Genomic DNA, 25,645 nt, shown 5'->3' with positions numbered 1-25,645 from the left:
CGTCACTTCCTTAACGTGGCGTTCAACCTTTGTTCGAGCGAGGTGAGGATGTTTTGCGTCGTGGTATTCACCTCATCGTCATTAAGAGTGCGCGATGGATGCTGCCAGGTCAAGCCGACTGCAAGGCTTTTTCTATCAGGATCAATGCCTTTACCCTGATACACGTCAAATAGCCTGAGGTCTGTGAGCCATTCGCCTGCATTTTCACGGATTACATCCAGTACGGCACTGGCCGCAACGTCTGTGGACGCAATCAGTGCCAGGTCACGACGCACTTCAGGAAAGCGTGATAACTCCTGGAATTTTGGCATTTTTCCCAATGCCACTTCGGCCAGAACCAGCTCGAAGACGAAAACCGGGCGGTCGAGACCAAGGGTTTTCGACAATTCAGGATGGATAGCGCCGACGAAGCCGACCAGACGACCTTCACGTTCGATGCGCGCGGTTTGACCCGGATGCAGCGCAGGGTGTTTGCCCGGCGCGAAAGTGAACGAATCCAGCGCGCCGGCAAAGCCCAGCACCGCTTCCACATCGGCTTTGACGTCGAAGAAATCCACGACATCCCGCCCCTGAGCCCAGCCTTCCGGCAGACGGCTACCGCAAACAACACCCGCCAGCATCGGTTCTTGCTTCAGGCCTTCCAGCTGACCAACGAAGCGCAGGCCGCTTTCGAACAAACGGACGCGATCCTGTTGACGGTTCAGGTTGTGCTGAAGCGCCTTGACCAGACCGGGCCACAAGGATGAGCGCATGGCCGCCATGTCGTTCGAGATCGGGTTGGCCAGCAGCAGCGGCTCGACACCCGGATTAAACAACTCGAATTGTTTCGGATCGATGAAACTGTAGGTGATTGCTTCCTGATAACCACGCGCCACCAGCAGGCGACGCAGTTCAGGCAGATCGCTCCGCGCTTCGGCTTTGGCTTGCGGCGCCAAGCGAGCTTGCGGGTAACGAACCGGCAGACGGTTGTAGCCGTACAAACGGGCCAGCTCTTCGATCAGGTCGACTTCCAGACTGATGTCGAAACGGTGGCTTGGCACTTCAACACGCCACTGCCCTGCCCCGTCGGCGGAAATCTTCAGGCCCAGACCGCTGAGCAGACGCTCGACTTCGGCCGACTCCATTTCCATGCCCAGCATCTGGGTGATGCGCTGCGCACGCAGGGTGACCGGTGCGATCTTCGGCAGGTGCTGTTCGCTGACGGTTTCGATGATAGGGCCAGCTTCGCCGCCAGTGATTTCCAGCAGCAGGCCAGTGGCGCGCTCCATGGCTTCACGGGCAAGTTGCCAATCCACGCCACGCTCGTAGCGGTGCGAGGCATCGGTGTGCAGGCCGTAGGAGCGGGCCTTGCCAGCGACGGCAATCTGATCGAAAAAAGCGCTTTCCAGGAATACATCACGAGTGGTCGTGGTGTTGACGCCGCTGTGCTCGCCCCCCATGACGCCGGCGATGGCCAAGGCGCGGGTGTGGTCGGCAATCACCAGCGTATCGCTACGCAGGCTGACTTCCTGACCGTCGAGCAGTACCAGCTTCTCGCCTTCTTCGGCCATGCGCACACGGATGCCGCCATTGATTTCAGCGAGATCGAACGCGTGCAGCGGTTGACCCAACTCCAGCATCACGTAGTTGGTGATGTCGACGGCAGCATCGATGCTGCGCACGTCGCCACGACGCAAACGCTCGACCATCCACAGCGGCGTAGGCTTGGACAGATCGACGTTTCGGATCACACGCCCCAGGTAACGCGGGCAAGCGGCTGGCGCCAGCACTTCGATCGAACGCACTTCGTCATGCACGGCTGGCACGACAGCAACCACCGGGCGGGTGACTTCAGCGGCATACAGCGCGCCGACTTCACGAGCCAGACCGGCCAGGGACAAGCAGTCGCCGCGGTTCGGGGTCAGGTCGACCTCGATGCTGGCGTCGTCCAGACTCAGGTACTCACGGATGTCCAGACCCACTGGCGCATCCGCCGGCAACTCCATCAGACCATCGTTGCCTTCGCCGACTTGCAGCTCGGCTTGTGAGCACAACATGCCGTTGGACTCAACGCCACGCAGCTTGGCTTTCTTGATTTTGAAGTCGCCCGGCAGTTCGGCACCGATCATGGCGAACGGGATCTTCAGACCCGGGCGCACGTTTGGCGCACCGCACACAACCTGGAAAGTCTCCGAGCCATTGCTGACCTGGCAAACGCGCAACTTGTCGGCATCCGGGTGCTGCTCGGTGCTCAGCACCTCGCCCACTACCACGCCGCTGAATTCACCGGCGGCCAGCGTAACGCTATCGACCTCAAGCCCGGCCATCGACAGGCGAGCAACCAGCTCGTCGCGACTTACCTGCGGGCTTACCCAGCCACGCAGCCATTGTTCACTGAATTTCATCCTGCTCTCCTAAGAATTCGTTACGACTAGCGAAATTGCGCGAGGAACCGCAAGTCGTTGTCGAAGAACAGACGCAAGTCGTTCACGCCGTAACGCAGCATCGCCAGACGCTCAACGCCCATGCCAAAGGCAAAGCCCGAAAACTCTTCCGGGTCGATCCCGGACATGCGCAGCACGTTCGGGTGAACCATGCCGCAGCCCATGACTTCCAGCCAGCCAGTTTGTTTGCAGACGCGGCAGCCTTTACCGCTGCACATCACGCATTCCATGTCGACTTCAGCGGACGGCTCGGTGAAAGGGAAGTACGAAGGGCGGAAACGCACGGCCAGTTCCTTTTCGAAGAACACGCGCAGGAACTCTTCGATGGTCCCTTTGAGGTCGGCGAAGTTGATGTCGCGGTCGACCAGCAGGCCTTCGACCTGGTGGAACATCGGTGAGTGGGTGATATCGGAATCGCTACGGTACACACGGCCTGGGCAGACGATGCGGATCGGCGGTTGTTTCGACTCCATGGTGCGGACCTGTACCGGCGAGGTATGGGTGCGCAGCAACATGTTGGCATTGAAATAGAAGGTGTCATGCATCGACCGGGCCGGGTGATGGCCTGGGATGTTGAGCGCTTCGAAGTTGTGGTAGTCGTCTTCAACCTCAGGGCCTTCGGCGATGCCGTAGCCAATGTGGGTGAAGAACTGTTCGATACGTTCCAGAGTACGAGTAACGGGATGCAGACCACCCGAGGTCTGGCCGCGGCCAGGCAGGGTCACGTCAATGGACTCGGCAGACAGTTTGGCGGCCAGATCGGCCTCTTCAAACAGTGCCTTGCGGGCATTGAGAACCTCTGTGACACGCTCCTTGGCAACGTTGATCAGGGCGCCGACTTGCGGACGCTCTTCTGCCGGCAAATTCCCCAGGGTCTTCATCACCTGAGTCAATTCACCCTTTTTGCCAAGGTAGTGAACCCGGATTTGCTCCAGGGCATTGATATCTTCAGCGCTTTGCACAGCCTCTAGTGCTTGAGAGACGAGCGCGTCCAGGTTTTCCATGTACAGACTCCAGATACAAAATAGGGGAAGAGCTTGAAGGCTCTTCCCCTATTTATGACGTTTAACACCTGGCCCCACAGAGGTGAGGCCGGGTGACTGTCGGGGGTACTTAAGCCAAGGTGGCTTTAGCTTTCTCGACAATCGCAGCAAACGCCGCTTTTTCGTTCACTGCCAGATCAGCCAGAACCTTACGGTCGATCTCGATGGACGCTTTTTTCAGGCCGGCGATGAAACGGCTGTAGGACAGACCGTTGATACGTGCACCAGCGTTGATACGAGCAATCCACAGAGCGCGGAACTGACGTTTTTTCTGACGACGGTCACGGTAGGCGTATTGGCCTGCCTTGATTACCGCTTGCTTGGCAACACGGAATACGCGCGAACGAGCGCCGTAGTAGCCTTTAGCAAGTTTCAGAATTTTTTTGTGACGTTTACGGGCAATGACGCCACGCTTTACACGAGCCATGAGTTACTTCCTCTATTCTTGACTAAATTAACGAAGGCGCAGCATGCGCTCGACTTTTGCCACGTCACACGGTGCCAGCAAGCTGCTACCGCGCAGTTGACGCTTACGCTTGGTCGACATTTTAGTCAGGATGTGGCTCTTGAAAGCGTGCTTGTGCTTGATACCGTTAGCAGTTTTCAGAAACCGCTTAGCAGCACCACTTTTCGTTTTCATTTTTGGCATGTTCGGATACTCCGCATTCAGTTGATAAACATAATCAGAAGGCCTGCCGTGCCCTGATGATTACTTCTTCTTTTTCGGGGCGATGACCATGATCAGCTGGCGTCCTTCCATCTTAGGATGCTGTTCGACCGAACCGTACTCGAGCAAGTCACCTTCAACTCGCTTGAGGAGTTCCATCCCCAGCTCCTGGTGGGCCATCTCACGGCCGCGGAATCGCAAGGATACCTTGGCCCTGTCCCCATCACTCAGGAAACGTACCAGGTTGCGCAGTTTTACCTGGTAATCCCCTTCCTCCGTCCCTGGACGAAACTTGATTTCTTTAACCTGAATCTGCTTCTGGTTTTTCTTGGCTGCGGCAACCTGCTTCTTCTTCTCGAAGATCGATTTGCCGTAGTCCATCAGTTTGCAAACAGGGGGTACTGCATCGGCGGAAATTTCCACCAAATCCAGCTTGGCCTCTTCAGCCTTAAGAAGCGCGTCTTCAATTGACACAATCCCAAGCTGTTCACCTTCAGCCCCAATTAACCGAACCTCGCGTGCCGAGATATTCTCGTTGATCGGGGCTTTCGGTGCAGCTCGTTTATCTTGTCTCATTTCACGCTTAATAGTAATTACTCCGAATCTGGGCGACCACGCCGGGAAACCGCTTGCGCGAGAAACTCAGCGAACTGGGCGACGGGCATCGAGCCCAGGTCAGCACCTTCACGAGTACGCACAGCGACAGTCTGCATCTCGACTTCCCGATCTCCGATAACCAAGAGATAAGGAACCTTGAGCAAAGTATGCTCGCGGATTTTAAAGCCGATCTTTTCATTTCTCAAGTCAGACTTGGCACGAAATCCGCTTTCGTTGAGGGTTTTTTCGACCTCGGCGGCAAAATCGGCCTGTTTATCAGTGATATTCATAATCACTGCCTGGGTCGGAGCCAGCCACGCAGGGAATGCACCCTCGTAGTGCTCGATCAGGATTCCGACGAAACGCTCGAAGGATCCGAGGATCGCCCGGTGCAACATCACCGGGTGCTTGCGACTGTTGTCTTCGGAGACGTATTCGGCTCCCAGACGGACAGGCAGGTTAAAATCGAGCTGAAGGGTACCACACTGCCAGACACGGCCGAGGCAATCTTTCAGCGAGAACTCGATCTTCGGACCGTAGAACGCACCTTCGCCCGGCTGCAAATCGTAAGGCAAGCCAGCGCTATCAAGGGCTGCAGCCAATGCAGCTTCAGCGCGATCCCACAGCTCGTCGGAACCGACGCGTTTTTCCGGACGAGTGGACAGCTTCATTTCGACGTCTTTGAAGCCGAAGTCGGCATAAACGTCCATGGTCAGCTTGATGAAAGCGGCGGATTCGGCCTGCATCTGCTCTTCAGTACAGAAGATGTGGGCGTCGTCCTGAGTAAATGCACGCACGCGCATGATGCCGTGCAGCGCACCCGATGGCTCGTTACGGTGGCAAGCACCGAATTCGGCCAGACGCATCGGCAACTCGCGGTAGCTCTTCAGGCCCTGATTGAACACTTGCACGTGGCAAGGGCAATTCATTGGCTTGATCGCGTAGTCGCGGTTTTCCGACTGCGTGGTGAACATGTTATCGGCGTAGTTGGCCCAGTGCCCGGATTTCTCCCACAGGCTACGGTCAACGACTTGCGGAGTCTTGATCTCCAGATAGCCGTTGTCGCGCTGTACCTTGCGCATGTACTGCTCGAGCACTTGATACAAAGTCCAGCCGTTCGGGTGCCAGAACACCATGCCCGGCGACTCTTCCTGGGTGTGGAACAGGCCCAGGCGCTTGCCGATCTTGCGGTGATCGCGCTTTTCAGCTTCTTCGATGCGCTGGATGTAAGCCGCCAGCTGCTTCTTGTCCGCCCATGCGGTGCCGTAAACGCGCTGCAATTGCTCGTTCTTGGCATCGCCACGCCAGTAGGCGCCCGACAACTTGGTCAGCTTGAAGGATTTCAGGAAACGCGTGTTGGGCACGTGCGGACCGCGGCACATGTCGACGTATTCTTCGTGATAGTACAGGCCCATGGCCTGCTCGTTCGGCATGTCCTCGACCAGGCGCAGTTTGTAGTCTTCGCCACGGGCCTTGAACACTTCGATCACTTCGGCTCGCGGAGTGACTTTCTTGATCACGTCGTAATCTTTTTCGATCAGCTGCTGCATGCGCTGTTCGATCGCGGCCAGGTCGTCCGGGGTGAAAGGACGCTCGAAGGCGATGTCGTAATAGAAGCCTTCGTCGATGACCGGACCGATGACCATCTTGGCCGTCGGGTACAGCTGCTTGACCGCGTGGCCAACCAGGTGGGCGCAAGAGTGGCGAATGATCTCCAGCCCCTCTTCATCCTTTGGCGTAATGATTTGCAGCGTGGAATCGCTGTCGATGATGTCGCTGGCGTCGACCAGCTTGCCATTGACCTTGCCGGCTACGGTGGCCTTGGCCAGACCTGCACCAATGGATGCGGCGACCTCGGCTACGGAAACCGGGTGATCGAATGAACGTTGACTGCCGTCGGGAAGAGTAATAGTTGGCATGGCGCCTCCTCTCCTAGTGGTGACCCCTACCAAAGGTCACGTGGGTTGGGATGAGCCAGTACAAGATCCGATCCAGGCCATTCAATGACGAACGCCTGCCTTACAGCGGCAGGAGCCTTGCGGCCAACCGGAAAACCGAACCAGAGTGACTGGGATTCAAATCAGGGTTATTCGCGCCGTTGCCGCCACCGGGACTGAAGGTCATCCGGAGCCTGCAAAAGCCCGAGCGAGGCATGCTAGCACAGATGAACGGTCGTCGATGCAACGAGGCTTTATGCCGGGGCAAATCGTGCAATTTATGCCAGAGTGCTGAACTTGAACCCCGCTTTACCCCTCAGATAACAAGACATTGACCCAAAAGGAGCATCCCAGCATGCGTCTGAATCGTTTGTTCGCAGTCGTCGCCCCCATTGTTTTGCTGCTGCCACTGGCCGCCCATGCCGATTGGCCGAAGGGCGAGCGCGAGAAGTACATGGCTCAATGCACAGAAGCGGCCACTCCGCAGATCGGTGCTGCAGCGGCGAAATCTCACTGCGCTTGCGGTGCTGACTCGATCAAGTCTTATCCGGCGGCTGATATTCAAGCTTTGATGGACAACAAGGCCACCCCGGAATTGCAACAGAAAGCACTGGGCCAGATAGCTAAATGCAAGGCCAATACGCCGGTGAAAAAGTGACAAAAAAGTCCTTTTGACTCGACTAATCACTGATAAAAAGCGCTGCATTTGAGCTTTTTCGTACAATTTATGCAGGTTTTACAGGTTTTTTTATCGTCTTTACTTTCGGCTGAAAGCCTTGTAAAACGGGGCTTTCAGCTACATCAAGCAGCAAACGGAACGCGACTGCAGGGCAAACAGCACGTCCGGGGGGCTCCCAAAGCGAACATTTCGACTATGATACCCCGGTGTGCCCAGTTGGCCTGAGCAGCACAGCACTACTGAAAATATATGTTTCTTGGAGATACACCATGTCTAATCGCCAAACCGGCACCGTTAAATGGTTCAACGATGAAAAAGGCTTCGGCTTCATCACTCCTCAAGGTGGCGGTGACGACCTGTTCGTACACTTCAAAGCTATCGAAAGCGACGGTTTCAAAAGCCTGAAAGAAGGCCAGACCGTTTCCTTCGTGGCTGAGAAAGGCCAAAAGGGTATGCAAGCTGCACAAGTCCGCGCTGAGTAATTTTCAGCCGCACTAAAAAAACCCCGTCCATGTGACGGGGTTTTTTATGGGCGAAGAAAAAGGCTGAAGCGATCAGCCGCAGTTGACGCGGGTGACCACCCGGCTGGCATCGGTGTTCAGGTTCAAGCGATCGGAGCGGTATTCCAGCGTCACCATATCGTTAGGCGACAGGAATCGTGCGTTCTGTGCACCTGCGCGGGTACGCGCCTGCTCAAGCAGTGCGGGCGAAGCCGCTTTGCCGATGGCGAATTCGGCTGCCTTTGCCTCACAACGGCTGTGACCTGTGTCAGTCGTCGCTTCAGGGTCTGCTGCCGACTCGGAAGACGTGCTGCTGCAACCAGCCAACAGAGTGACGGCGAACAAAGTACCCAATGACGCGAGCTTCCAAGGCATGAAGCCTCCTTATTTCCAATAGTTAAGCTGAGATCTTGCGACCGCCAATCCGGTATTTGGTTTCAAGGTGAGTGCCACCACCCTGCCCTCGAACCGCGCGAGCGGCGAGTTTGCCTGAGCCGCGCCCAGTCGTTCATCACTCAATCGTGACTGAATATGAACAGCTCTCAATAGACGTCGATGTAATCGAACGGTGGGTTCGGCCAATTCTCTTTCAGCGCATTGAAGATCTGCATGACCCAGACCTCGTCGCTGGCCGCGACCAATCCTACATAACCGGAACCCTTGGCCCACGTCTCCAGACGAAACAGTAGCCCGCTGATATCGGTGCCGCCTACAACACCCGATGAAATGTAGGCCATTCCGCCCTTGGTCACCCGCAGCTGCGTGTGTTCATCATCACTGGCAGAGGCCAGCAGCTGGCGCACCGCCTCAAGGGTCAAGCCGTCGGGTGTGTTCAAATCGATCTGCACAGCGCTGTCCTTGAAAATTCGTCGAAGACCAAGTGTCGCATAGCCCTCTTCTCATGCCTAAGTCGGAGTGCCAAACGCCGCGCAAAATGGTTAACTCGACACTCAGACTTTCCCGACTTCACGAGCGCCATCATGTCCACCATAAGCATCGACGCCAACATCACCGTCAAGTGGCCGCAGGGTCACAGCTCTTACAGCCCGGGCAGCCCGGAAGAGTTCGCAATCATTGGCATCGATCTATTGGTCAAGGAACTGGGTACTGAAGCGGCCAGGAAATTCATCGCGCAGATATTCGAAAAATACCCCGCCGACTATATCGGCCTGACAGAGAACGAGCGGGCTTAAAACCCGCAGGCTGGCACCTGCGGGTTAACGCTTACTTCAGACGAGCCAGACGCTGGGTCAGCAGGTCGAAGAACCCCTGGGCGTCGCCGCTTTCCACCCAGAACGCGTTCTTCGGCGCTTTCAGGCCGTCATACCAGTCGACGATGGTTTGACCGAAGGTCGGGCCTTCGCGGCTATCAACGACCACATTGACCGAACGACCGGTGAACAATTCAGGCTTGAGCAGGTAGGCAATGACGGTGGCGTCATGCACCGGGCCACCCGGAATACCGTAGTGCTCCATGTCGCCTTTGACGTACTCGTTGAGAATGTCGCCCACCAGTTTGCTGGCATTGTTGTTGATCGCTGCGATCTGCTTCAGGCGCGCCTCACTGGTGAGAATCTTGTGGGTCACGTCCAGCGGCAGATACGTCAGCTTCACGCCACTCTTGAGCACCACTTCCGCAGCCTGCGGGTCGGCGAACAGGTTGAACTCGGCCACCGGGGTGATGTTGCCACCGTTGAAATGCGCGCCACCCATGATCACCACTTCCTTGATGCCCTGAACGATTTCGGGTTCCTGGATCAGCGCCAGGGCCAGGTTGGTCTGTGGACCGAGCATAGCGATGGTGATGCTGTGGGGCTTGGCGGCCTTCAAGGTGTCGATCAGGTAACTGACCGCATTGCCTTCGGCCAGGCCTTTCTTCGGCTCGTGCACGGTCACACCCGACAGGCCCTCCTTGCCATGGATGTTCTCGGCATAGATCGGCGTGCGCATCAACGGTTTCGGTGCGCCCGCGTAGACCGGCACCTCCTCTCGCCCTGCCCACTCACGGGCCAGTCGCGCATTGCGCGAAGTCTTGTCCAGACGCACGTTGCCAGCGACGGTGGTCAGCGCACGGATATTCAGTTCTTCCGGCGACGCCAACGCAAACAGCAAGGCGACGACATCGTCGGCACCCGGATCGGTGTCGATGATCAAATCGATCTTTTCCGCCGCCTGGGCGCTCGTTGCAGTAATCAGGGACAAAAGCAGCAGACTCCGGAGCAGGTGGTGCAGTTTCTGAGCATAGCGGTGCATATCGCACTCCTTGTGCGTGGGGAAACAAATTGTGTACAGCGGGTTAGAACGTCACTCCCGAGACCAGCACGATGTTGCAGTACGGCGCACATTCGCCGGTACGAACAATCGCTCGCGCCTGTCGACTGAGGACTTTGAATTGCTCATGACTGAGCAGCTCACGCTGGCCCAGCGCGCCTTTGGCATTCAGCTCATCCAGCGAGCTCAAGGCGGGTGGTTGTTTGTCCAGAATTTCCTGGGCCAGCACATGGCGCTCAACCTGCATTTCGCTGAGCACGACGTTCAAGGTGCTGACGAAATCCGGAATACCCTGGGTCAGGGCCAGGTCGATCATTTCGACGCCTGGCGGTACGGGCAGGCCGGCATCGCCGATCACGACCATGTCCCCGTGCCCCAGGGAAGCGATCAGCCGAGACAACGCGACGTTGAGCAAAGGTGTCTTTTTCATGGTGCTTTGAACGCCTGTACATCGGACAAGGTGGGAATAGAGGGTTGCGCGCCGGCACGGGTAACTGAAAGCGCCGCGGCGACCTGGCCGAAACGGATCGCTTCAGCTTCAGTTTTGCCGGACGCCAGCGCGGCAGCAAAACCGCCGACGAAGGTATCGCCGGCCGCCGTGGTATCGACAGCCTTCACCTTCGGTGCCGGGAAATGTTCGAAGCCTGTGCCGTTGGCGAACAGTGACCCTTGCGCACCCAGGGTGATGATGACCTTACCGGCGCCCAGCGTGATCAACCGGGTTGCGGCGGTTTCGGCGGACGCAAGGGAGTCAACCGACAAACCGCTCAGAGCCGAGGCCTCGCTTTCATTGGGAATCAGGTAATCGATGGACGCATACCAATCCGCTGGCAGCGGACGACTGGCCGGCGCCGGGTTAAGGATCACGATTTTGCCCAGCTCACGGCCGCGCTTGAGGGCATGACCCACCGTGGCATCCGGCACCTCCAGCTGACAAATAATCACGTCCGCCGCCTGCAACACGGCATCGAACCGGTCGATCACCTGTGGCGTCAGCGCACCATTGGCACCGGCGACGATCACGATTGCGTTCTGGCTGTTGTCATCGACCACAATCAAGGCCACACCGCTGGAACCCTCGACAGTGCTGACGGCCTGGCAGTCGATCTGCTCGGCCAACAGCGCCCCGCGCAGTTCTTCACCGTAAGCATCGCTGCCGACACAACCGACCATCGACACCTGGGCCCCCAGCCGCGCCGCCGCGACCGCCTGGTTCGCGCCCTTGCCGCCTGACACCGTGGCAAACGACTGCCCGATCAGCGTCTCACCGCCACGGGGCAACCGTGGAGCCCGGGTCACCAGGTCCATGTTCAGGCTGCCTATCACCACTACTTTTGCTGGCATACATCACTACTCGTCAATTCGGTTTCAGCGGTATTCGTCGAACACACCGGCAAGCGGCGCAGTCGATTCTCGCAGGACAATACTGGGGGTCACGATCCGTTGATCGGTGGCCATGTCGGGTGTTGCGATTCGTCGTAACAGAACCTCGGCTGCCATCTCACCGAGCTGCAGGATCGATTGGCCCACGGTGGTCAGCGCCGGGTAGACATAACGGCTCATCTGGATATCGTCGAAGCCGATCACCGACAGCTCGGTCGGTACACGCACATTGCGCTCGGCAGCCGCTCGCAACACGCCGATGCCGATCATGTCGTTGCCGGCGAAGATCGCGCTGGGCGGGTTCTTTTCCAGCAGAATCGCGGCGGCGTTGTAACCGCCCGTGCTGGTGAAATCACTTTCCAGCATGCGTTCGGGATGCACCTCCACCCCCGCCTCCTGCAAGGCTCGGCAATAACCGGCCAGACGCATCTGCGCCACGCTGGTACCTGCCGGGCCACCGATGGTGGCGATGTCCCGGTGACCCAGCTCAAGCAGATGCCGGGTGGCCAGGTAGGCGCCGTATTCGTGGTCGATACGCACCAAGTCGGCATTCACACCCTCCAGCCCGCGGTCGACGATGACCATCGGCGTGCGCACGCCGGCGAGACCTTCTGCCAGCCCCGCGTCGCCACCGGCCGAGGCCACGATCAACCCGTCGATGCGTTTTTCCAGCAGCACGCGCAGGTAGCTGCGCTGTTTGTCCGGGTTGTCGTCGGAGTTGCAGAGGATCACGCAGTAGCCGTTACGCTCGCAGTAATCCTCAATGCCCCGGGCCAGTTCGGCGAAGTACGGGTTGAGGCTGTTCGGCACCAGCAAACCGATGGTCGCCGTGGTCTTGGCTTTCAATGAGCGAGCCACGGCGCTCGGCACATAGTCCAGGGTCTTGATCGCCGCCTCGACCTTGATCCGCACCTCTTCGCTGACCGGCCGGGTCTTGTTCACCACATGGGACACCGTGGTGTAGGAAATCCCCGCGAGCGCCGCTACATCCTTGATCGTTGCCATGACTCAGGTCCGCCGGCTTGCGCGCTGACTGCGATAAGTATCAAGCACCACCGCCACCACGATCACTGCGCCGGTGATGATGCGTTTGGTCGGCTCAGTCGCGCCTATCTGCGCCAGGCCCGCCGCCAGTACGGAAATGATCAGAACCCCGAAGAAGGTGCTGATCACCGAACCACGGCCGCCCATCAGACTGGTGCCGCCGATCACCACCGCGGCGATCACTTGCAACTCAAGCCCGGAGCCGGCATTCGGGTCCGCCGCTTCCAGACGGGAAATCTGGAACAGCGCGGCAATACCCGCCAGCAGCCCCATCAGACTGAATACCAGGATCTTGTAGGGTTTTGGATTGATCCCTGCCAGACGCACCGCTTCTTCGTTGGTGCCGATGCCGATCAGGTAGCGACCGAACACGGTACGGGTCAGCACGGCCTGGGCGATGATGATGATCAGCAAGGCAATGATGAACGATGGAGAGATGCCAAAGGCAATCGGGTTGGACAGCCAGGCGAAGGCGTCACCGATGTAAGCCGTACGCGAACCGGTCATCTGATACGCCACGCCGCGAGCCATTTCCAGCACGCCGAGGGACACGATGAACGACGGAATTCGCCACGCCACGGTGATCGATCCGGTAATGGTCCCGGCCAATGCCGCAATCGCCATCCCGAGCAGCGCTGCAGGCAGGACGCTCCAGCCCCAGCCGAGAATTGCCACGCTGACGGCCGACGCCGCGAGCGCCAACACCGAGCCGACCGACAGGTCGATACCGCCGATGATCAGCACGAACGTCATACCGACCGCCAGCACCATCAAATCGGGAATCTGGTTGGCCAGGGTGCTGAAAGTGTCGTAGGACAGGAAGTGGCTGCTCAATACCGAGAACAGCGCAACCATCGCCAGCAAGGCACCGGCCAGGCCCAGATAGGTGCCCAGGCCGTAGAAATTGCCACTACGTTTGCCGGCAGAAGATGCAGTTTTCATGGAAGTTCCCTAGGCGCTGCTTCGTTGAGCAACGCATCACGTTTTTGGTAGCCGGCGAACGCGGCAGCAAGCAAGTCATCCTGGGTCCAACTGTCGCGCTCGAAGGTGTCGATCAGGCGCCCCGCCGACAACACGCCGATCCGGTCGCAGATCAGCATCAGCTCACGCAGGTCGCTGGACACCACCACCAGCGCTTTGCCCTGGCGGGTCAGCTCACCGAGCAGCGCATAGATGTCGAACTTGGCGCCCACATCGATGCCACGGGTCGGTTCATCGAACAGCATTACCGAACAGTCACGCTCCAGCCAACGACCGATCACGACCTTCTGCTGGTTGCCACCCGACAGCTCGGAGACCAGCTGCGTCGGGCTCGAACTGCGGATGCGCATGGCATCGATCTGACGCTGGGCCAGGGACATTTCGTCAGCGTTGTTGACGATGCCGCCACTGGAAATCACCGGCATGTTGCCCAGCGCGATGTTGGCGCTGATCGATTGAGTCAGCAGCAGGCCTTCGCCTTTGCGGTCCTCGGTGATCAGGGCGATGCCGTGACCGACCGCATCGGCCGGCGAACGGATACTCACCACCCGAGCCGGCGAACCCAGCGCGACGGTGCCGCTGTCCGCCGTGTCGGCACCGAAGATCAGACGCAGCAACTCGGTGCGCCCTGCCCCGATCAATCCGGAAATCCCATAGATCTCGCCGGCGCGGACTTCAAAGGACACATCGCGAACTTTGTCCGAGCGAGTCAGCCCTTTGACCGTCAAGGCGGGAGCGCCAATGTTGCGCGGCCCCAGGTCGATGTGTTCGCCGAGTTCACGACCGACCATCAACGTGACCAGTTGCTCGCTGTTGTAATTGGCCATCGGCTCGACGCAGACCAGGTTGCCGTCGCGCAACACCGCAATGCGCTGGGCCACTCGCGCCAGCTCTTCGAGCCGGTGGGAGATATAGATGATCGACACGCCACGCGCTTGTAGGCGGGTGATCTGCTCGAACAGCATCTCGACTTCACGGGCGGTCAACATGGCCGTCGGTTCGTCCAGGATCAGCACATGGCAATCGCCGATCAGGTTGCGCGCGATCTCGACCATTTGTTGGTGGCCGATGCCGAGTTCGCCGACCAGGGTGTCCGGGTCGATCGCGTCGAGCCCGACCTGGGCCATGGCCTCGATCGCGGCTTTGCGCAGTTGTTTGCGGCTGATCCAGCCGCCATTGCTGGGCAGATTGTCGAGAAACAGGTTTTCCGCCACCGACAGGGTCGGCAACAGATTGAGTTCTTGCATGACCATGCGGATGCCCAGGTCTTCGGCCTGGGTGCGGCTGCCTGGGCGGTATTCCTGCCCCTGGAATTGCATGTGGCCGGTGGTCGGCGTGACCAGCCCGCCAATGATTTTCGACAGCGTGCTTTTGCCGGCGCCGTTCTCGCCGGTCAGCGCCAGCACCTCACCGCGCATCAACGTCAGGTCAATGCCGGTCAGGACGGGTTGGGCGTAGGTCTTGCCGATGCCGCTGACCGAGAGGACAGCGTTCGGGGCGGAAACTGACATAAAACTCTCCATGCGCTCGCCCTGTCGGGCGAGCACCATTGTGTCGCCAGAAGGGTTACTTGGTGACCAGCTCTACCGGAGTTTCGATCACGCCATTGGCGCCGCTGTCGACCTTCTCGCCCTTGATGATTTTCAGCGCTGTCTCGATACCGAACACGGCTTGCTTGGCGGCAAACTGGTCAGCGGTCGCCAAGACCCGGCCGTCTTTCAACATTGGCTTGATGGCGTTGATGTTGTCGTAACCGACCACCTGCACCTTGCCAGCCTTACCTGCCGCACGCACAGCGGAAACGGCACCGACGGCCATGCTGTCGTTGCCGGCCAGCAGGGCTTTGACGTCCGGGTACTCGCTGAGGATCGAGGCGGCAACCTTGTTGCCCTTGTCGATCTCCCAGTCACCGGACTGCAACGAAACAACCTTGATCTGCGCCGCTTCCATCGCGTCCTTGAAGCCTGCGGTGCGAGCCTGGGCGTTGGTGGTGGTGGACACACCTTCGATGATGCCGACTTCGTCACCGGCCTTCAGCTGCTTGGCCAGATACTCGCCGACCAGACGTGCGCCTTTGCGGTTATCCGGGCCTACGAACGGGACGGTGATGTTCTTGCTTTTGACCACGGCCGGGTCGAGCTGGTTATCGATATTGATCACGGTGATACCGGCATCGATGGCTTTCTTGATCACCGGAACCATGGCCTTGGAGTCGGCCGGCGCGATGACCAGCGCATTGACCTTCGCCAGAATCATTTGCTCGACGATGCGCGTCTGCCCAGCGGTATCCGTTTCGTCCTTGATGCCGTTGGAGATCAGTTCGAAATCGCCGGAATGGTCTTTTTGATAAGCCTTGGCGCCGTCTTCCATGGTCAGGAAGAACTCGTTGGCCAGGGATTTCATGACCAGCGCGACTTTGGGTTTTTCAGGAGTCTCGGCGAAAGCCGAAGAGACAGGCAGCGCGGCAGATGCGGCGGCCAGCATAGCGACAGCAAGAAGACGTCCAGCGAATGGCAGCTTCATGGGTTCACTCCGATCTTATGATTATTGTGAGCAACGCTTGCGCTGGCGTAAGCTTCATGGCGTCCGTCAAGGGACCGAGCCATCAAGAACAGCGCGCAAACGTTTGCGTAGACCGAACTATGCGAACCCTGCTGTGATTTGTCAACGACCTGTTTTGTGTCTCGGTTGGCAAAAACCAACCCCGCACATCACGCGGTCGTGCTGACCAGCGCGCCAGTGCTGGAGTCCTTGGCCAATTCTTTCACCAGATTGCCCGTGACCTGGGCCAACGCGCCATTGGTCTCGGCGATCTGCCCCTGGATCGACATGACAGCGGTGGCTTTGGCTTCCTCGGTTGGATAAGACGCTGCCTGAGCAGCGGCCAACTGCTGCTGTTGTTCGCGCAACTGCTGTTGCAGTTCCTGCATGCGTTTGAGCAGCACCTGCACCGCAATACTTTGAGTGCTTTTGCTCTCGGATTTGCTCCCGGATTTGCTTTCGCCCTGAACAGCACCACCGGTTCTGACCTGATTTTCTTCTTTTCCAGTCAGTTGAGTCGACGCTTCTTCCGTCGCTTCGCTCAAGGCATTGATCGTGGACGGAGTCTTGCCACCGATGGTGATTGCGCCCGCATTTGGAAAACCGACAGAAAAAGACATGTGAACTCCCGAAAAAAATCCTTTGAAGGGACATCGACCTGCGCGCGGGTTTCTTTAGCACCAATTTTCTATCTGGCAAGGCCATGTGTTCACCAGAAGTCGTAGGCCTTTTCGGAGAGCCGAACGCGAAACCTCAACTTATTCGGAAACCCGGACACGAGACTGTTTAACGCTGGTAACCCATTGGGTAAATATTGATATAAATCATCCAGTTAAAAGTTTTTCTCATTCAACGTAGGGCTGGTACAGATCCTGCTCTTCACCTAGACCCCAAGCGTTCAGATCTGCCTGGGGCGTATCTAGATGAACTTGCATCAGCACCGTCTCACTACTAGAGAGAAAATAATGAAATCTGCCTTCAACACCTTTATTCCGGGCGCTTTGGCCCTCCTGCTGCTCCTGCCTACCGCTCTTCAGGCAAAAGAAGTCGAAACCCAACAGAAACTGGCCAACGTGGTGATCCTCGCCACCGGCGGCACCATTGCCGGCGCCGGTGCGAGCGCCGCTAACAGCGCGACCTACCAGGCGGCGAAAGTCGGTATCGAGCAGCTGATCGCCGGGGTTCCAGAGCTCAGCCAGTTGGCCAACGTTCGAGGCGAACAGGTCATGCAGATTGCCTCGGAAAGCATCACCAACGACAACCTGCTGCAACTGGGTCGTCGCGTCGCCGAACTGGCCGACAGCAAAGACGTCGACGGCATCGTGATCACCCACGGCACCGACACCCTGGAAGAAACCGCGTACTTCCTGAACCTGGTGGAGAAAACCGACAAGCCAATCATCGTCGTCGGCTCCATGCGCCCGGGCACTGCAATGTCTGCTGACGGCATGTTGAACCTGTACAACGCCGTCGCCGTCGCCAGCAGCAAAGAAGCTCGCGGCAAAGGCGTGCTGGTGACCATGAATGACGAGATTCAGTCGGGTCGCGACGTCAGCAAAATGATCAACATCAAGACCGAGGCGTTTAAAAGTGCCTGGGGCCCGCTCGGCATGGTCGTTGAAGGCAAATCCTACTGGTTCCGCCTGCCGGCCAAGCGTCACACCATGGATTCGGAATTCGACATCAAAACCATCAAAACTCTGCCTGACGTCGAAATCGCCTATTCCTACGGCAACGTCAGCGACACCGCCTACAAAGCACTGGCTCAGTCCGGCGCCAAAGCGATCATCCATGCCGGCACCGGCAATGGTTCGGTCTCTTCGCGCGTGGTTCCTGCCCTGCAAGCCCTGCGCAAGGATGGCGTGCAAATCATTCGCTCGTCCCACGTCAACGCCGGTGGTTTCGTCCTGCGCAATGCCGAACAGCCTGACGACAAGTACGACTGGGTCGTGGCACATGACCTGAACCCGCAAAAAGCCCGCATCCTGGCCATGGTCGCGCTGACCAAGACCAACGACAGCAAAGAGCTGCAACGGATGTTCTGGGAATACTGATTCGCCCTCGCCCGACCGATTCCGGTCGGGCACTGCATTCACCACTCGCCAGCCTGGGCGAGTGGTTCATACCCTGTCTGATACTCCGATAAAAATTTTCCCTTCTTCCTACACCAAACGGAAAAAACTGCTGTCAGAGGATTTTCTTGAATTTTAAGCAGTTGCGAAAATGCCTACAGTTAAATACTGTATGCACGTACAGCTTAATAAGGATAATTCCGTGGCCTCCACCTCTGCTTCTCCTGATGCCTATCAACGCATGGGCATACGTGTTCAGAAAATCATCAATTCCCCCACCGCTCAGAAAGCCAAAGCCGCACTGATCTTCCGTTTACCGGACGAACCTGTGGATGAGTGGGAGCAATTGCTCGAAGAAATTGATGAGAACGACAACGTCACCCTCGCCTATCGCGACGATGGCGGTGTGCAGATTTTCTGGGTTGTGCCGAAGGAAGATTGAGTCAATGAGTGTCCGCTGGTTTGCTTTGCTGTTCCTGTTCATCACCCTCGGCGCCCAGGCCGGCGCCCCACGCACCTTCAACGAAGCCAAGAAAGTCGCCTGGAAGCTTTACGAGCCGCAATCCACCGAGTTCTATTGCGGCTGCAAATACACCGGCAACAAGGTCAACCTTGCAGCCTGTGGGTATGTACCGCGCAAGAATGCCAAGCGCGCTGCCCGCATTGAGTGGGAGCACATCGTTCCCGCCTGGCAGATCGGCCATCAGCGTCAGTGCTGGCAAGAAGGCGGGCGCAAGAACTGCACGCGCTACGATCCGGTCTATCAAAAGGCCGAGGCTGATTTGCACAACCTGGTGCCGAGCATCGGCGAGGTGAACGGTGATCGCAGTAACTTCAGTTTCGGTTGGCTGCCGGTGCAATCGGGTCAATATGGCTCGTGCCTGACCCAGGTCGACTTCAAGGCGAAGAAGGTCATGCCCCGCCCTTCCATTCGCGGAATGATCGCCCGGACGTATTTCTACATGAGCAAACAGTACGGTTTGCGCCTGTCGAAACAGGACCGGCAACTGTACGACGCGTGGAACAAGACCTATCCGGTTGAAGCCTGGGAACGCCAGCGTAACCAGAGCGTGGCGTGCGTGATGGGTCGCGGCAACGAGTTTGTCGGGCCCGTGGACATGAAAGCCTGCGGCTGATCGACCGCAGAAAACCAAAAAGGCCTCGGGTATTTATGCCCGAGGCCTTTTTACGTTTCTATCCGCCGCTTTTGTTGTAGCGCCAGTAGCCCATCAGATTGAGTGACTCCCGAGCGATGCCGCGCTCCTTGATCAAGTGCTTGCGCAGGCTCATCACGGCCACCGTTTCCCCGGCGATCCAGCCGTAGAAACCGTCGCCAGTCGAGTCGGAGGTTTCCCAGAGAACCTCTTCATCGACATCGACCTCGGCCAGCTCCACTGATTCGTGAGCCTGCGAAGAAGTAACCGGCAGCTCCGCCCGACGGACCGCATCGACCATCAGCGCACCTGCCACCTTACCGCTGGAATGATCCCGGACCAGCCACCGCACAGACAACCCAGGCCATTCAGGAACCGGCAACGCGTCTTCTGCACTGTCCACCTCGAAAAATGCCTGAGTCGTCGGCGGCTCGGCCAAGACAGCCATCTCATCCAGAATGCCAAGAGCGGCAGGCAATGCCGTGGCATCGGCCACCAGTAACAGATGCTTGAGCGTGTGAGGCGGCTTCCATTCTAAACCTCCCGCGTCTTGCGCTGAAAACCGGCGATCAGGTGCGACAATCTGGATTGACTCGCCCGCTACCGACCGGATTGCCCAACGGGAGGCCGGACCGGCTTCACCGTGCAATACGAAGTCGATGTCCACTTCGCCTTGCTCGGCCCGCAGATGCCGGATGGTGTAAGTGCGCATTGCCGGACGCTGGTTGGCCGGCATAGAACGGTAGCGCGCATACCAATGCTGATCATGAGCCAGTCTGGCAGGCGACCCGTCTTCGGCTGGAAAGAACAGTTTGACGCGCCGATCCGGCGCCCAAGTGGCCATTTCGGTGACCATCGGACCGGCCAGGGTCACGCGCATTAAATGCGGGCTGAGGGTCTTTTTGTGCGCCAGGACTGCGTCGAATATTTTGTAAGGGGTGGCGGAGGCCATGGAGAGCTCCTTCTGGGAATCGACAGTGACTACGCTTAGAGACGAGTCAATGTGGATCCCCTTTAAGGGGCTTCGCCAGAAGGCTTGCGCGAAAACGGCTGTTACTGGGCTACGGGACGCTCAAGCACCAGCACTTCGATGTTCTGTTTCTTGGCCCGGGTAAGCGCCGCAGCCACCTCGGCCTGCTTGGCATCGGCCTCGGCTTTCGAATTGAATGGTCCGAGCAGAATCCGGGTCTTGCCGTTTTCCTTGACGATGCTGGACACAAAGCTGTGTTCGATCAGCCAGCCGCTCAAGTCGCTGACAGCCTGGGGCGTTTCGCCTCGCACTTCGACATCCCATTGCGGCCCGGTGACTGCCGCAGGTGCGGAAACGACTGCCGGCTTCGGCTTTTGAGCGTCAACGCCCTTACCTTGATCGCATCCAACCAGTGCCAGTACTGCGATTACCAAGACCATTTTGCGCACAACGTGTCCCTCTGAATGCTGAAAGCGGCGATTTTAGCATTCATGAATACTTCCCGAGTGCCGCAAAATGGGCGCAAAACAACGAGAATGATGGTTGCGGCCTCTGTATAGTTACGCCTTGGGAATTAATGCAGCATCTGCGCGTCAGAAAGAGGCACCCAAACCGTGAGACTTCGCACTAATCTATACATACCACCGACCTCTGCACTGTTCGAATCAGGTGCCCTACAAAGCAATCAAGGAGAAGACCATGCTGATACTCACCCGCAAAGTCGGTGAAAGCATAAATATCGGTGACGACATTACGATCACCATTCTGGGCGTGAGCGGCCAGCAAGTTCGCATTGGCATCAACGCGCCGAAAGACGTCGCAGTGCATCGCGAAGAAATCTACCAACGTATTCAGGCTGGCCTGACCGCCCCGGACAAGCCACAAACTCCCTGAATCCTGTTGCAGTCAGTAGCCAGCCCGTTCAGTCCCGGACAACGGCTGGCTAAAGATTCAAGCGTCGTATCGCCATCCGTTCGCCCCTTCCTGCCAAAAACATGAAGCCGATATTAACGGCACGCCCCCTGCCCTGACTGTCAGACGTTTCGGATTATCCCCGAGGAAGAACGTGATCAGACTCGGCTAACCAAACGTCACGCCGCGCGCCATGCCCGTGGCCGCCACGACCATCAGCAACACCAGCAGCCCCTCGACATGACTGATCCGTGCAAACAGCTTCGCGCGCCCGGTATCGATCGCCGCGCCACGGCTCAGCGCGATCCGCCATTTGATCAGCGTGATCATTGGCGCGACCTCAAGCAGCAGGATCAGCACGAAGAGCGTCATTTTGAGATGGAACAAGGGTTGGTGAAGGTAGTAATCCGTACCTTTTTCATACCCGCCGAAGGCCCGCATCCCACCTGTGACCAAGAGCAGGACGGCAGAGATGCCCCACAGGTTATCGGCCATCAACACACGACGAGCCTCCCCCGCTCCGGCAGCCAGTTGGCGAAATGCCGTGCCCCGCATCAGTACCGCCCAGAACCCCAAGGCAAAAGCCAGCAGGTGAATTGCCGCAAGCGACCAATGAACCAGCATCTAAAGACTCCCATTAGACTGAGTTTGAGTTTGGCCAGTCAGTAGTAGTCCAAAAAACCAGGATTCGCCCTGTTCGCACTGAGCATTTTCCATAGACGCAGGACGGCACATCGGCGTTTTTTTTAAAGCAAGGGGGGATGGTTGAAGCGGTCCTAATGATGTTCGAACGAACCAGGACAAATTACAGGCAAAAAAAAATCCCAAGCAGCTGATGGAAGCTTGGGACTTAAAAATGCATAAACCGTGGTGGTGAACGCGAAGCAATCTTACCTAAAACCGACACTTGTAACAATATATTTTGAGGACCGTTCGGTTAATAAATTTCATAAGTGCTTAAATATCCACACTATTTTTGTGGACCATGATCAAGCCTGCAAAAGCCAGTGTCGTAACTGACGCTTTTTCAGAGCGAAACAGAGAGCCCAGCACTAGGGCTGGGCTCTGGTTATTATCTGTTTTCCATCATTTTGTCAGCGAGCGCCTTGGCTCTTTCGATCAACAGGTTTTGCCTGTCCTCGTGAGTAGCCCCTCCTACAACCGGGGCCGTCAGGTTGCTTTCCGCAATCAACGCAGCGCAGAAGTATTGATCCCAAACAGCCTTGTCCTCGGACGCCTGTTTGTTCATTTGGTCGGCGATCATATGCGGCTCCTTTTGGTGAGGTAGCACCGATATCTTACGCCTGAATCGCAGACAACCTCAGTCGCTGGAGACCAACGCAAACGCGCCGGCACATAAACTTTCCGACGCACGACAGGTTCATTTCCAAGGACTCGTTAACCTTCTGCAAATTCTTGCCGATGTCTCTGGTTCAGGGCATAGGAGCAACACAGATGAGAAATAATCAACCCGTTACACAACGTGAGGTTGCCCTTGGGCCTCAACAGAAACTCATCTCGACAACGGACTCACGAGGGGTCATTACTTACTGCAACGACGCCTTCGTAGAAATCAGCGGTTTCAACAAGTCAGATCTGATAGGCGCCCCTCAAAACATCGTTCGTCATCCTGACGTGCCATCCGCCATATTCGCCCATATGTGGAGTGCCCTAAAACAAGGCAACCCTTGGATGGGTATCGTCAAGAATCGCTCCAGGAACGGCGACCACTACTGGGTCAACGCCTACGTCACGCCCATTTTTGAAGGGAGCCAAGTCGTTGGTTATGAGTCGGTCCGGGTGAAACCGAGCATCGATCAAATCCGCCGCGCTGAGGCCCTCTATAAACGAATCAGCCGGGGCAAGTCAGCAGTTCCTGGCAGCGACAAATGGCAACCCGTCTTGATGGACTGGCTGCCGTTCCTGGCCATGGGTTTGGCGGGGACTTTGGGCGGTGTTTTACTCAGCCCTCCCTTGGCAGCATTGGTAGCCGTAGGTGTATCGGCTCCGATGGGGCTGATTGCTTCGCGCCGGCAGAAGCGCGGTGCACTGCATCTGCTGGAAATGGCAGAGGCTTCCACTTCCGACCAACTGATCGCGCAAATGTATAGCGACGAGCGAGGTCATCAGGCGCGTCTTGAAACGGCCTTCGTGAGCCAGGCGTCACGTCTCAAGACTTGCCTGACACGGTTACAAGACACCGCAGAGCAGCTCACCGGTCTGGCCGGGAGATCTGACGCCCTTGCCTCCGACAGCTCCCGTGGACTTGATCGCCAACGAATCGAAACCGAGCAGGTGTCGGCCGCCGTCAATCAGATGGCAGCTACCACGCAAGAGGTCGCAAGCCATGTCCAGCGCACCGCCGACGCCACCCAGGAAGCCAACGTGCTGACAGGCCGTGGACGCGACGTCGCCCGGGACACCCGCGATGCCATTCAGCGGCTCTCCAATGTGGTAGGCGAGACAGGCCAGACCGTCGCGCAATTGGCTAAAGACAGCAACGAAATCGGGACGGTCGTCGATGTGATCAAAGGCATTGCCGATCAAACAAACCTGTTGGCACTCAATGCCGCAATCGAAGCTGCACGCGCGGGAGAAATGGGTCGAGGTTTCGCGGTCGTCGCAGACGAAGTGCGCCAACTGGCCCAGCGAACAACCGAGTCGACGACCCAGATTCACGGCTTGATTTCCAAGCTACAGGTCTCTTCAAACAATGCCGTGAAGACTATGGAAAGCGGCCAGCGCCAGGCCGAAGAAGGAGTTGCGTGGGTGCTGGAGGCCGATAAAGCCCTGATCGGCATCAGCGAAGCCGTCGCCAACATCACCGATATGACAACCCAGATAGCGGCCGCGACTGAAGAGCAATCAGCTGTCGCAGAGGAAATCAGTCGCAACATCACCACCATCGCGACCCTAGCCGATCAGACGTCTGAACAGGCCAGGCATTCCGCCGAGGTGACCAAGGAATTAACGCAGACGGCTAAAACTCAATACTCGCTGGTTGAGCGCTTTAACCGATAACCCCTGCTCTGAATGATCAGGGAGCGGAACAGAAAAAGCAGGATGATCAATCCTGCTTTTCAACACAGCTATCTGCTCGTTGCTCAGCGCACAGGCCCGTGCGCGATGGCCGAAAAGCTCACTTATTCCTCTGCATCCAGCCGATCAACATAAAAGCGAGCCCTGGAATGAGCAGCCCGGGCGCCATGTAACTGAACGTGCCTTCGTTCAATAGACCGGTCAAGCCAAAGCTGAATCCGCAGATTGCCAGCGGGATGCCGGTTAGAAACATCGGATTTCGAAATGCCTTATCCATAGCAGTATCTCCTTAAGAATTTCGCGGACTGAACTATACCGTTTGTCGGTGAGCGCCGGGAACTGCTAAACACCAGTGTCTAGTCCTGAAATAGGTTTACACCTATTTCACCCCAACGCCCGATGCACCGCATCGGGCGTTTTGTATTTCAAAGACTGGTGCGGCCGCTCGCGGTTGTAGATCGATATCGACTCACCCACCATCTTTTTCGCCTGCATTAAATCCTGTGGTCGCTGAAGCAGAAGCTCCGTCTTCAAGATCCCGTTGACACGCTCTGCCAAGGCGTTTTGGTAGCAGTCATAGCCGTCCGTCATCGAACACCGGATGCCGTGTTTTGCGTGCAGTTCCTGGTACATACCCGAGCAATACTGACTGCCTCTATCCGAATGATGGACCAGCGACTGCTCCGTTCGACGGTGTTTCACCGCCCGGCGCAATGCACCCGCTACCGACTCTGCGTGTAGGCTTTCATGAACGTGATAGCCCACGATCTTTCGCGAAAAAGCATCCGTCACAAGGCTCAGATAGGCCACACCTTCCTGAGTTGGCAAATAGGTGATGTCAGCCACCCAGACTTGCTCCGGGCCGCTTGCAACAACCTGATCAGGACCGGGCTTGAGCAGGTTCGGATGACGTCGAAAGCGATGATGGCTGTCAGTCGTCTTGTGATACGCCCGCTTGCGGGCCACCAATAAACGCCTCTAGCGCAGAATTGAAAACAGCCGATCTCGACCCACTTTCAGCTCAAGTTGAGGCTGGCAATGCAGCAAATAATGCAGCTTTCGGGTGCCCAGCCGCGGCTGCCGCTGACGTTTTTGCTGAACAAAATCGGCAACTTTCTGATCCAGAACCAGACGAGCAGCATCGGCGCGATTGCGTTTGTAGTAAGCCTGTCGGCTTATCCCCATGAACTGGCAAGCCCTGCTGATACTCAGGTTTTGGATTCGTTTTTGCGCGAGGACTTGCCGGGACGCTTTTTTACGACAGAGAGACCGTAGTCATTTTTCAAGACATCGACGACCGCCTCGAAAAACTGCGCTTTCTGATTGGACAGCGCCAACTGTTCTTCAAGCTCTTTGATGCGTTGCTCTGGCGTTAACGGTCGGTTTTTGTCGGGCATAGACCCCATCCTCGGCGAGCCAACGTATGTGCCTG

At 57.4% G+C, this 25,645-nt stretch carries 29 protein-coding genes and 1 pseudogene; 8 read left to right on the top strand and 22 right to left on the bottom strand.

All coding sequences use genetic code 11. The annotated features are described in order from the left end of the window. Positions 1-2 precede the first annotated feature (2 nt). The 6 genes from pheT to thrS all read right to left on the bottom strand — a co-directional run bounded on the left by pheT (position 3) and on the right by thrS (position 6,649). Positions 3-2,384, bottom strand: coding sequence for a phenylalanine--tRNA ligase subunit beta (gene pheT, locus ACA075_RS11325; protein WP_497298524.1), 2,382 nt, complete (start codon positions 2,382-2,384; stop codon positions 3-5). 26 nt (positions 2,385-2,410) lie between these two features. Next, a complete protein-coding gene (gene pheS, locus ACA075_RS11320; protein ID WP_007905876.1) occupies positions 2,411-3,427 on the bottom strand; it encodes a phenylalanine--tRNA ligase subunit alpha in 1,017 nt (338 codons plus the stop codon). A 109-nt stretch (positions 3,428-3,536) separates the two neighbouring features. Then, positions 3,537-3,893, bottom strand: a complete 357-nt coding sequence (gene rplT, locus ACA075_RS11315) for a 50S ribosomal protein L20 (protein WP_007905879.1) — start codon at positions 3,891-3,893, stop codon at positions 3,537-3,539. Positions 3,894-3,920: 27 nt separating this feature from the next. After that, positions 3,921-4,115: a 50S ribosomal protein L35 gene (rpmI, locus tag ACA075_RS11310; protein WP_008145659.1), complete on the bottom strand. Its 195-nt coding sequence runs from the start codon at positions 4,113-4,115 to the stop codon at positions 3,921-3,923. Between the two features lie 60 nt (positions 4,116-4,175). Beyond that, complete coding sequence (infC, locus tag ACA075_RS11305) at positions 4,176-4,727, bottom strand: translation initiation factor IF-3 (RefSeq protein ID WP_176469887.1); 552 nt, start codon at positions 4,725-4,727, stop codon at positions 4,176-4,178. Beyond that, a complete protein-coding gene (gene thrS, locus ACA075_RS11300; RefSeq protein WP_010455934.1) occupies positions 4,727-6,649 on the bottom strand; it encodes a threonine--tRNA ligase in 1,923 nt (640 codons plus the stop codon). The genes infC and thrS overlap by 1 nt, the downstream gene beginning before the upstream one ends. A 373-nt stretch (positions 6,650-7,022) precedes the next feature. On the opposite strand from thrS, the gene ACA075_RS11295 reads away from it, so the two are divergent. Then, on the top strand, positions 7,023-7,325 hold the full coding sequence (locus ACA075_RS11295) for a hypothetical protein (RefSeq protein WP_497298521.1): 303 nt from the start codon (positions 7,023-7,025) through the stop codon (positions 7,323-7,325). A 290-nt stretch (positions 7,326-7,615) separates the two neighbouring features. Beyond that, positions 7,616-7,828 carry a cold-shock protein gene (locus ACA075_RS11290; protein WP_007905882.1) on the top strand — a complete coding sequence of 71 codons (213 nt, stop codon included), beginning with the start codon at positions 7,616-7,618 and terminating at the stop codon, positions 7,826-7,828. Between the two features lie 72 nt (positions 7,829-7,900). Here the strand turns inward: ACA075_RS11290 and ACA075_RS11285 are convergent, their stop codons facing one another. Continuing rightward, complete coding sequence (locus tag ACA075_RS11285; RefSeq protein WP_497298519.1) at positions 7,901-8,221, bottom strand: I78 family peptidase inhibitor; 321 nt, start codon at positions 8,219-8,221, stop codon at positions 7,901-7,903. Between the two features lie 167 nt (positions 8,222-8,388). Then, positions 8,389-8,694: a hypothetical protein gene (locus ACA075_RS11280; protein WP_094471651.1), complete on the bottom strand. Its 306-nt coding sequence runs from the start codon at positions 8,692-8,694 to the stop codon at positions 8,389-8,391. 132 nt (positions 8,695-8,826) lie between these two features. Here ACA075_RS11280 and ACA075_RS11275 point away from each other — a divergent pair, with 132 nt between their 5' ends. Beyond that, positions 8,827-9,039 (top strand): hypothetical protein, encoded by a 213-nt coding sequence (locus ACA075_RS11275; RefSeq protein ID WP_497298517.1) that lies wholly within the window; start codon positions 8,827-8,829, stop codon positions 9,037-9,039. A 31-nt stretch (positions 9,040-9,070) separates the two neighbouring features. Here the strand turns inward: ACA075_RS11275 and ACA075_RS11270 are convergent, their stop codons facing one another. The 8 genes from ACA075_RS11270 to ACA075_RS11235 form a co-directional block, all read right to left on the bottom strand. After that, entirely contained in the window at positions 9,071-10,099 is a 1,029-nt protein-coding gene (locus ACA075_RS11270; protein WP_497298515.1) for a nucleoside hydrolase, read from the bottom strand. 43 nt (positions 10,100-10,142) lie between these two features. Next, positions 10,143-10,547: a D-ribose pyranase gene (gene rbsD, locus ACA075_RS11265; RefSeq protein ID WP_497298513.1), complete on the bottom strand. Its 405-nt coding sequence runs from the start codon at positions 10,545-10,547 to the stop codon at positions 10,143-10,145. Further along, positions 10,544-11,461: a ribokinase gene (rbsK, locus tag ACA075_RS11260; protein WP_497298511.1), complete on the bottom strand. Its 918-nt coding sequence runs from the start codon at positions 11,459-11,461 to the stop codon at positions 10,544-10,546. The genes rbsD and rbsK overlap by 4 nt, the downstream gene beginning before the upstream one ends. A 24-nt stretch (positions 11,462-11,485) precedes the next feature. Further along, a complete protein-coding gene (locus ACA075_RS11255; RefSeq protein ID WP_219095912.1) occupies positions 11,486-12,505 on the bottom strand; it encodes a LacI family DNA-binding transcriptional regulator in 1,020 nt (339 codons plus the stop codon). 3 nt (positions 12,506-12,508) lie between these two features. Continuing rightward, entirely contained in the window at positions 12,509-13,486 is a 978-nt protein-coding gene (locus ACA075_RS11250; protein ID WP_010455954.1) for an ABC transporter permease, read from the bottom strand. Beyond that, complete coding sequence (locus ACA075_RS11245; RefSeq protein ID WP_219095910.1) at positions 13,483-15,036, bottom strand: sugar ABC transporter ATP-binding protein; 1,554 nt, start codon at positions 15,034-15,036, stop codon at positions 13,483-13,485. Before ACA075_RS11245 ends, ACA075_RS11250 begins: the two co-directional genes overlap by 4 nt. A 55-nt stretch (positions 15,037-15,091) precedes the next feature. Then, positions 15,092-16,048, bottom strand: a complete 957-nt coding sequence (locus tag ACA075_RS11240) for a sugar ABC transporter substrate-binding protein (RefSeq protein WP_497298508.1) — start codon at positions 16,046-16,048, stop codon at positions 15,092-15,094. A gap of 188 nt (positions 16,049-16,236) precedes the next feature. Beyond that, the gene (locus ACA075_RS11235; RefSeq protein ID WP_497298506.1) at positions 16,237-16,686 is read right to left on the bottom strand and encodes a hypothetical protein; all 450 of its coding nucleotides are present in this window, start codon (positions 16,684-16,686) and stop codon (positions 16,237-16,239) included. Between the two features lie 345 nt (positions 16,687-17,031). Between ACA075_RS11235 and ACA075_RS11230 the strand changes: the two genes are divergently transcribed. The 3 genes from ACA075_RS11230 (at position 17,032) to ACA075_RS11220 (ending at position 19,274) form a co-directional block, all read left to right on the top strand. Further along, positions 17,032-18,120 (top strand): asparaginase, encoded by a 1,089-nt coding sequence (locus ACA075_RS11230; protein WP_497298505.1) that lies wholly within the window; start codon positions 17,032-17,034, stop codon positions 18,118-18,120. Between the two features lie 169 nt (positions 18,121-18,289). Next, on the top strand, positions 18,290-18,580 hold the full coding sequence (locus tag ACA075_RS11225; protein ID WP_042932723.1) for a DUF1654 domain-containing protein: 291 nt from the start codon (positions 18,290-18,292) through the stop codon (positions 18,578-18,580). A gap of 4 nt (positions 18,581-18,584) precedes the next feature. Further along, the gene (locus ACA075_RS11220) at positions 18,585-19,274 is read left to right on the top strand and encodes an endonuclease (protein WP_497298504.1); all 690 of its coding nucleotides are present in this window, start codon (positions 18,585-18,587) and stop codon (positions 19,272-19,274) included. A gap of 58 nt (positions 19,275-19,332) precedes the next feature. On the opposite strand, the gene ACA075_RS11215 is transcribed toward ACA075_RS11220, so the two are convergent. After that, a complete protein-coding gene (locus ACA075_RS11215; RefSeq protein ID WP_497298502.1) occupies positions 19,333-20,244 on the bottom strand; it encodes a siderophore-interacting protein in 912 nt (303 codons plus the stop codon). A 101-nt stretch (positions 20,245-20,345) separates the two neighbouring features. After that, positions 20,346-20,711 carry an SPOR domain-containing protein gene (locus tag ACA075_RS11210; protein WP_497298501.1) on the bottom strand — a complete coding sequence of 122 codons (366 nt, stop codon included), beginning with the start codon at positions 20,709-20,711 and terminating at the stop codon, positions 20,346-20,348. Between the two features lie 250 nt (positions 20,712-20,961). Here ACA075_RS11210 and csrA point away from each other — a divergent pair, with 250 nt between their 5' ends. Further along, positions 20,962-21,156, top strand: a complete 195-nt coding sequence (gene csrA / locus ACA075_RS11205; protein WP_007938114.1) for a carbon storage regulator CsrA — start codon at positions 20,962-20,964, stop codon at positions 21,154-21,156. A 186-nt stretch (positions 21,157-21,342) separates the two neighbouring features. Here the strand turns inward: csrA and ACA075_RS11200 are convergent, their stop codons facing one another. Both ACA075_RS11200 and ACA075_RS11195 read right to left on the bottom strand, forming a co-directional pair. Beyond that, positions 21,343-21,798, bottom strand: coding sequence for a DUF2214 family protein (locus tag ACA075_RS11200; RefSeq protein WP_497298500.1), 456 nt, complete (start codon positions 21,796-21,798; stop codon positions 21,343-21,345). A gap of 448 nt (positions 21,799-22,246) precedes the next feature. After that, positions 22,247-22,438 carry a hypothetical protein gene (locus ACA075_RS11195; protein ID WP_497298499.1) on the bottom strand — a complete coding sequence of 64 codons (192 nt, stop codon included), beginning with the start codon at positions 22,436-22,438 and terminating at the stop codon, positions 22,247-22,249. A gap of 191 nt (positions 22,439-22,629) precedes the next feature. Here ACA075_RS11195 and ACA075_RS11190 point away from each other — a divergent pair, with 191 nt between their 5' ends. Next, positions 22,630-24,195, top strand: a complete 1,566-nt coding sequence (locus tag ACA075_RS11190) for a methyl-accepting chemotaxis protein (protein WP_497298498.1) — start codon at positions 22,630-22,632, stop codon at positions 24,193-24,195. 118 nt (positions 24,196-24,313) lie between these two features. Here the strand turns inward: ACA075_RS11190 and ACA075_RS11185 are convergent, their stop codons facing one another. Continuing rightward, entirely contained in the window at positions 24,314-24,490 is a 177-nt protein-coding gene (locus ACA075_RS11185; protein ID WP_497298497.1) for a hypothetical protein, read from the bottom strand. Between the two features lie 79 nt (positions 24,491-24,569). After that, a pseudogene (locus ACA075_RS11180) lies at positions 24,570-25,595 on the bottom strand (IS3 family transposase); the annotation flags it as partial. Between the last annotated feature and the right edge of the window lie 50 nt (positions 25,596-25,645).

Source organism: Pseudomonas sp. LBUM1663, assembly GCF_059695905.1.
The sequence above is the reverse complement of the archived record's forward strand: the minus strand, read 5'-3'. Positions and strand labels throughout refer to the sequence as shown.

Excerpts from the sequence above, each read along its gene's own strand:
- pheT (WP_497298524.1), bottom strand. The coding sequence starts at position 2,384 with ATGAAATTCAGTGAACAATGGCTGCGTGGCTGGGTAAGCCCGCAGGTA.
- pheS (WP_007905876.1), bottom strand. The coding sequence starts at position 3,427 with ATGGAAAACCTGGACGCGCTCGTCTCTCAAGCACTAGAGGCTGTGCAA.
- rplT (WP_007905879.1), bottom strand. The coding sequence starts at position 3,893 with ATGGCTCGTGTAAAGCGTGGCGTCATTGCCCGTAAACGTCACAAAAAA.
- rpmI (WP_008145659.1), bottom strand. The coding sequence starts at position 4,115 with ATGCCAAAAATGAAAACGAAAAGTGGTGCTGCTAAGCGGTTTCTGAAA.
- thrS (WP_010455934.1), bottom strand. The coding sequence starts at position 6,649 with ATGCCAACTATTACTCTTCCCGACGGCAGTCAACGTTCATTCGATCAC.
- ACA075_RS11295 (WP_497298521.1), top strand. The coding sequence starts at position 7,023 with ATGCGTCTGAATCGTTTGTTCGCAGTCGTCGCCCCCATTGTTTTGCTG.
- ACA075_RS11290 (WP_007905882.1), top strand. The coding sequence starts at position 7,616 with ATGTCTAATCGCCAAACCGGCACCGTTAAATGGTTCAACGATGAAAAA.
- ACA075_RS11285 (WP_497298519.1), bottom strand. The coding sequence starts at position 8,221 with ATGCCTTGGAAGCTCGCGTCATTGGGTACTTTGTTCGCCGTCACTCTG.
- ACA075_RS11275 (WP_497298517.1), top strand. The coding sequence starts at position 8,827 with ATGTCCACCATAAGCATCGACGCCAACATCACCGTCAAGTGGCCGCAG.
- ACA075_RS11270 (WP_497298515.1), bottom strand. The coding sequence starts at position 10,099 with ATGCACCGCTATGCTCAGAAACTGCACCACCTGCTCCGGAGTCTGCTG.
- rbsD (WP_497298513.1), bottom strand. The coding sequence starts at position 10,547 with ATGAAAAAGACACCTTTGCTCAACGTCGCGTTGTCTCGGCTGATCGCT.
- rbsK (WP_497298511.1), bottom strand. The coding sequence starts at position 11,461 with ATGCCAGCAAAAGTAGTGGTGATAGGCAGCCTGAACATGGACCTGGTG.
- ACA075_RS11255 (WP_219095912.1), bottom strand. The coding sequence starts at position 12,505 with ATGGCAACGATCAAGGATGTAGCGGCGCTCGCGGGGATTTCCTACACC.
- ACA075_RS11250 (WP_010455954.1), bottom strand. The coding sequence starts at position 13,486 with ATGAAAACTGCATCTTCTGCCGGCAAACGTAGTGGCAATTTCTACGGC.
- ACA075_RS11245 (WP_219095910.1), bottom strand. The coding sequence starts at position 15,036 with ATGTCAGTTTCCGCCCCGAACGCTGTCCTCTCGGTCAGCGGCATCGGC.
- ACA075_RS11240 (WP_497298508.1), bottom strand. The coding sequence starts at position 16,048 with ATGAAGCTGCCATTCGCTGGACGTCTTCTTGCTGTCGCTATGCTGGCC.
- ACA075_RS11235 (WP_497298506.1), bottom strand. The coding sequence starts at position 16,686 with ATGTCTTTTTCTGTCGGTTTTCCAAATGCGGGCGCAATCACCATCGGT.
- ACA075_RS11230 (WP_497298505.1), top strand. The coding sequence starts at position 17,032 with ATGAAATCTGCCTTCAACACCTTTATTCCGGGCGCTTTGGCCCTCCTG.
- ACA075_RS11225 (WP_042932723.1), top strand. The coding sequence starts at position 18,290 with ATGCCTACAGTTAAATACTGTATGCACGTACAGCTTAATAAGGATAAT.
- ACA075_RS11220 (WP_497298504.1), top strand. The coding sequence starts at position 18,585 with ATGAGTGTCCGCTGGTTTGCTTTGCTGTTCCTGTTCATCACCCTCGGC.
- ACA075_RS11215 (WP_497298502.1), bottom strand. The coding sequence starts at position 20,244 with ATGGCCTCCGCCACCCCTTACAAAATATTCGACGCAGTCCTGGCGCAC.
- csrA (WP_007938114.1), top strand. The coding sequence starts at position 20,962 with ATGCTGATACTCACCCGCAAAGTCGGTGAAAGCATAAATATCGGTGAC.
- ACA075_RS11200 (WP_497298500.1), bottom strand. The coding sequence starts at position 21,798 with ATGCTGGTTCATTGGTCGCTTGCGGCAATTCACCTGCTGGCTTTTGCC.
- ACA075_RS11195 (WP_497298499.1), bottom strand. The coding sequence starts at position 22,438 with ATGATCGCCGACCAAATGAACAAACAGGCGTCCGAGGACAAGGCTGTT.
- ACA075_RS11190 (WP_497298498.1), top strand. The coding sequence starts at position 22,630 with ATGAGAAATAATCAACCCGTTACACAACGTGAGGTTGCCCTTGGGCCT.
- ACA075_RS11185 (WP_497298497.1), bottom strand. The coding sequence starts at position 24,490 with ATGGATAAGGCATTTCGAAATCCGATGTTTCTAACCGGCATCCCGCTG.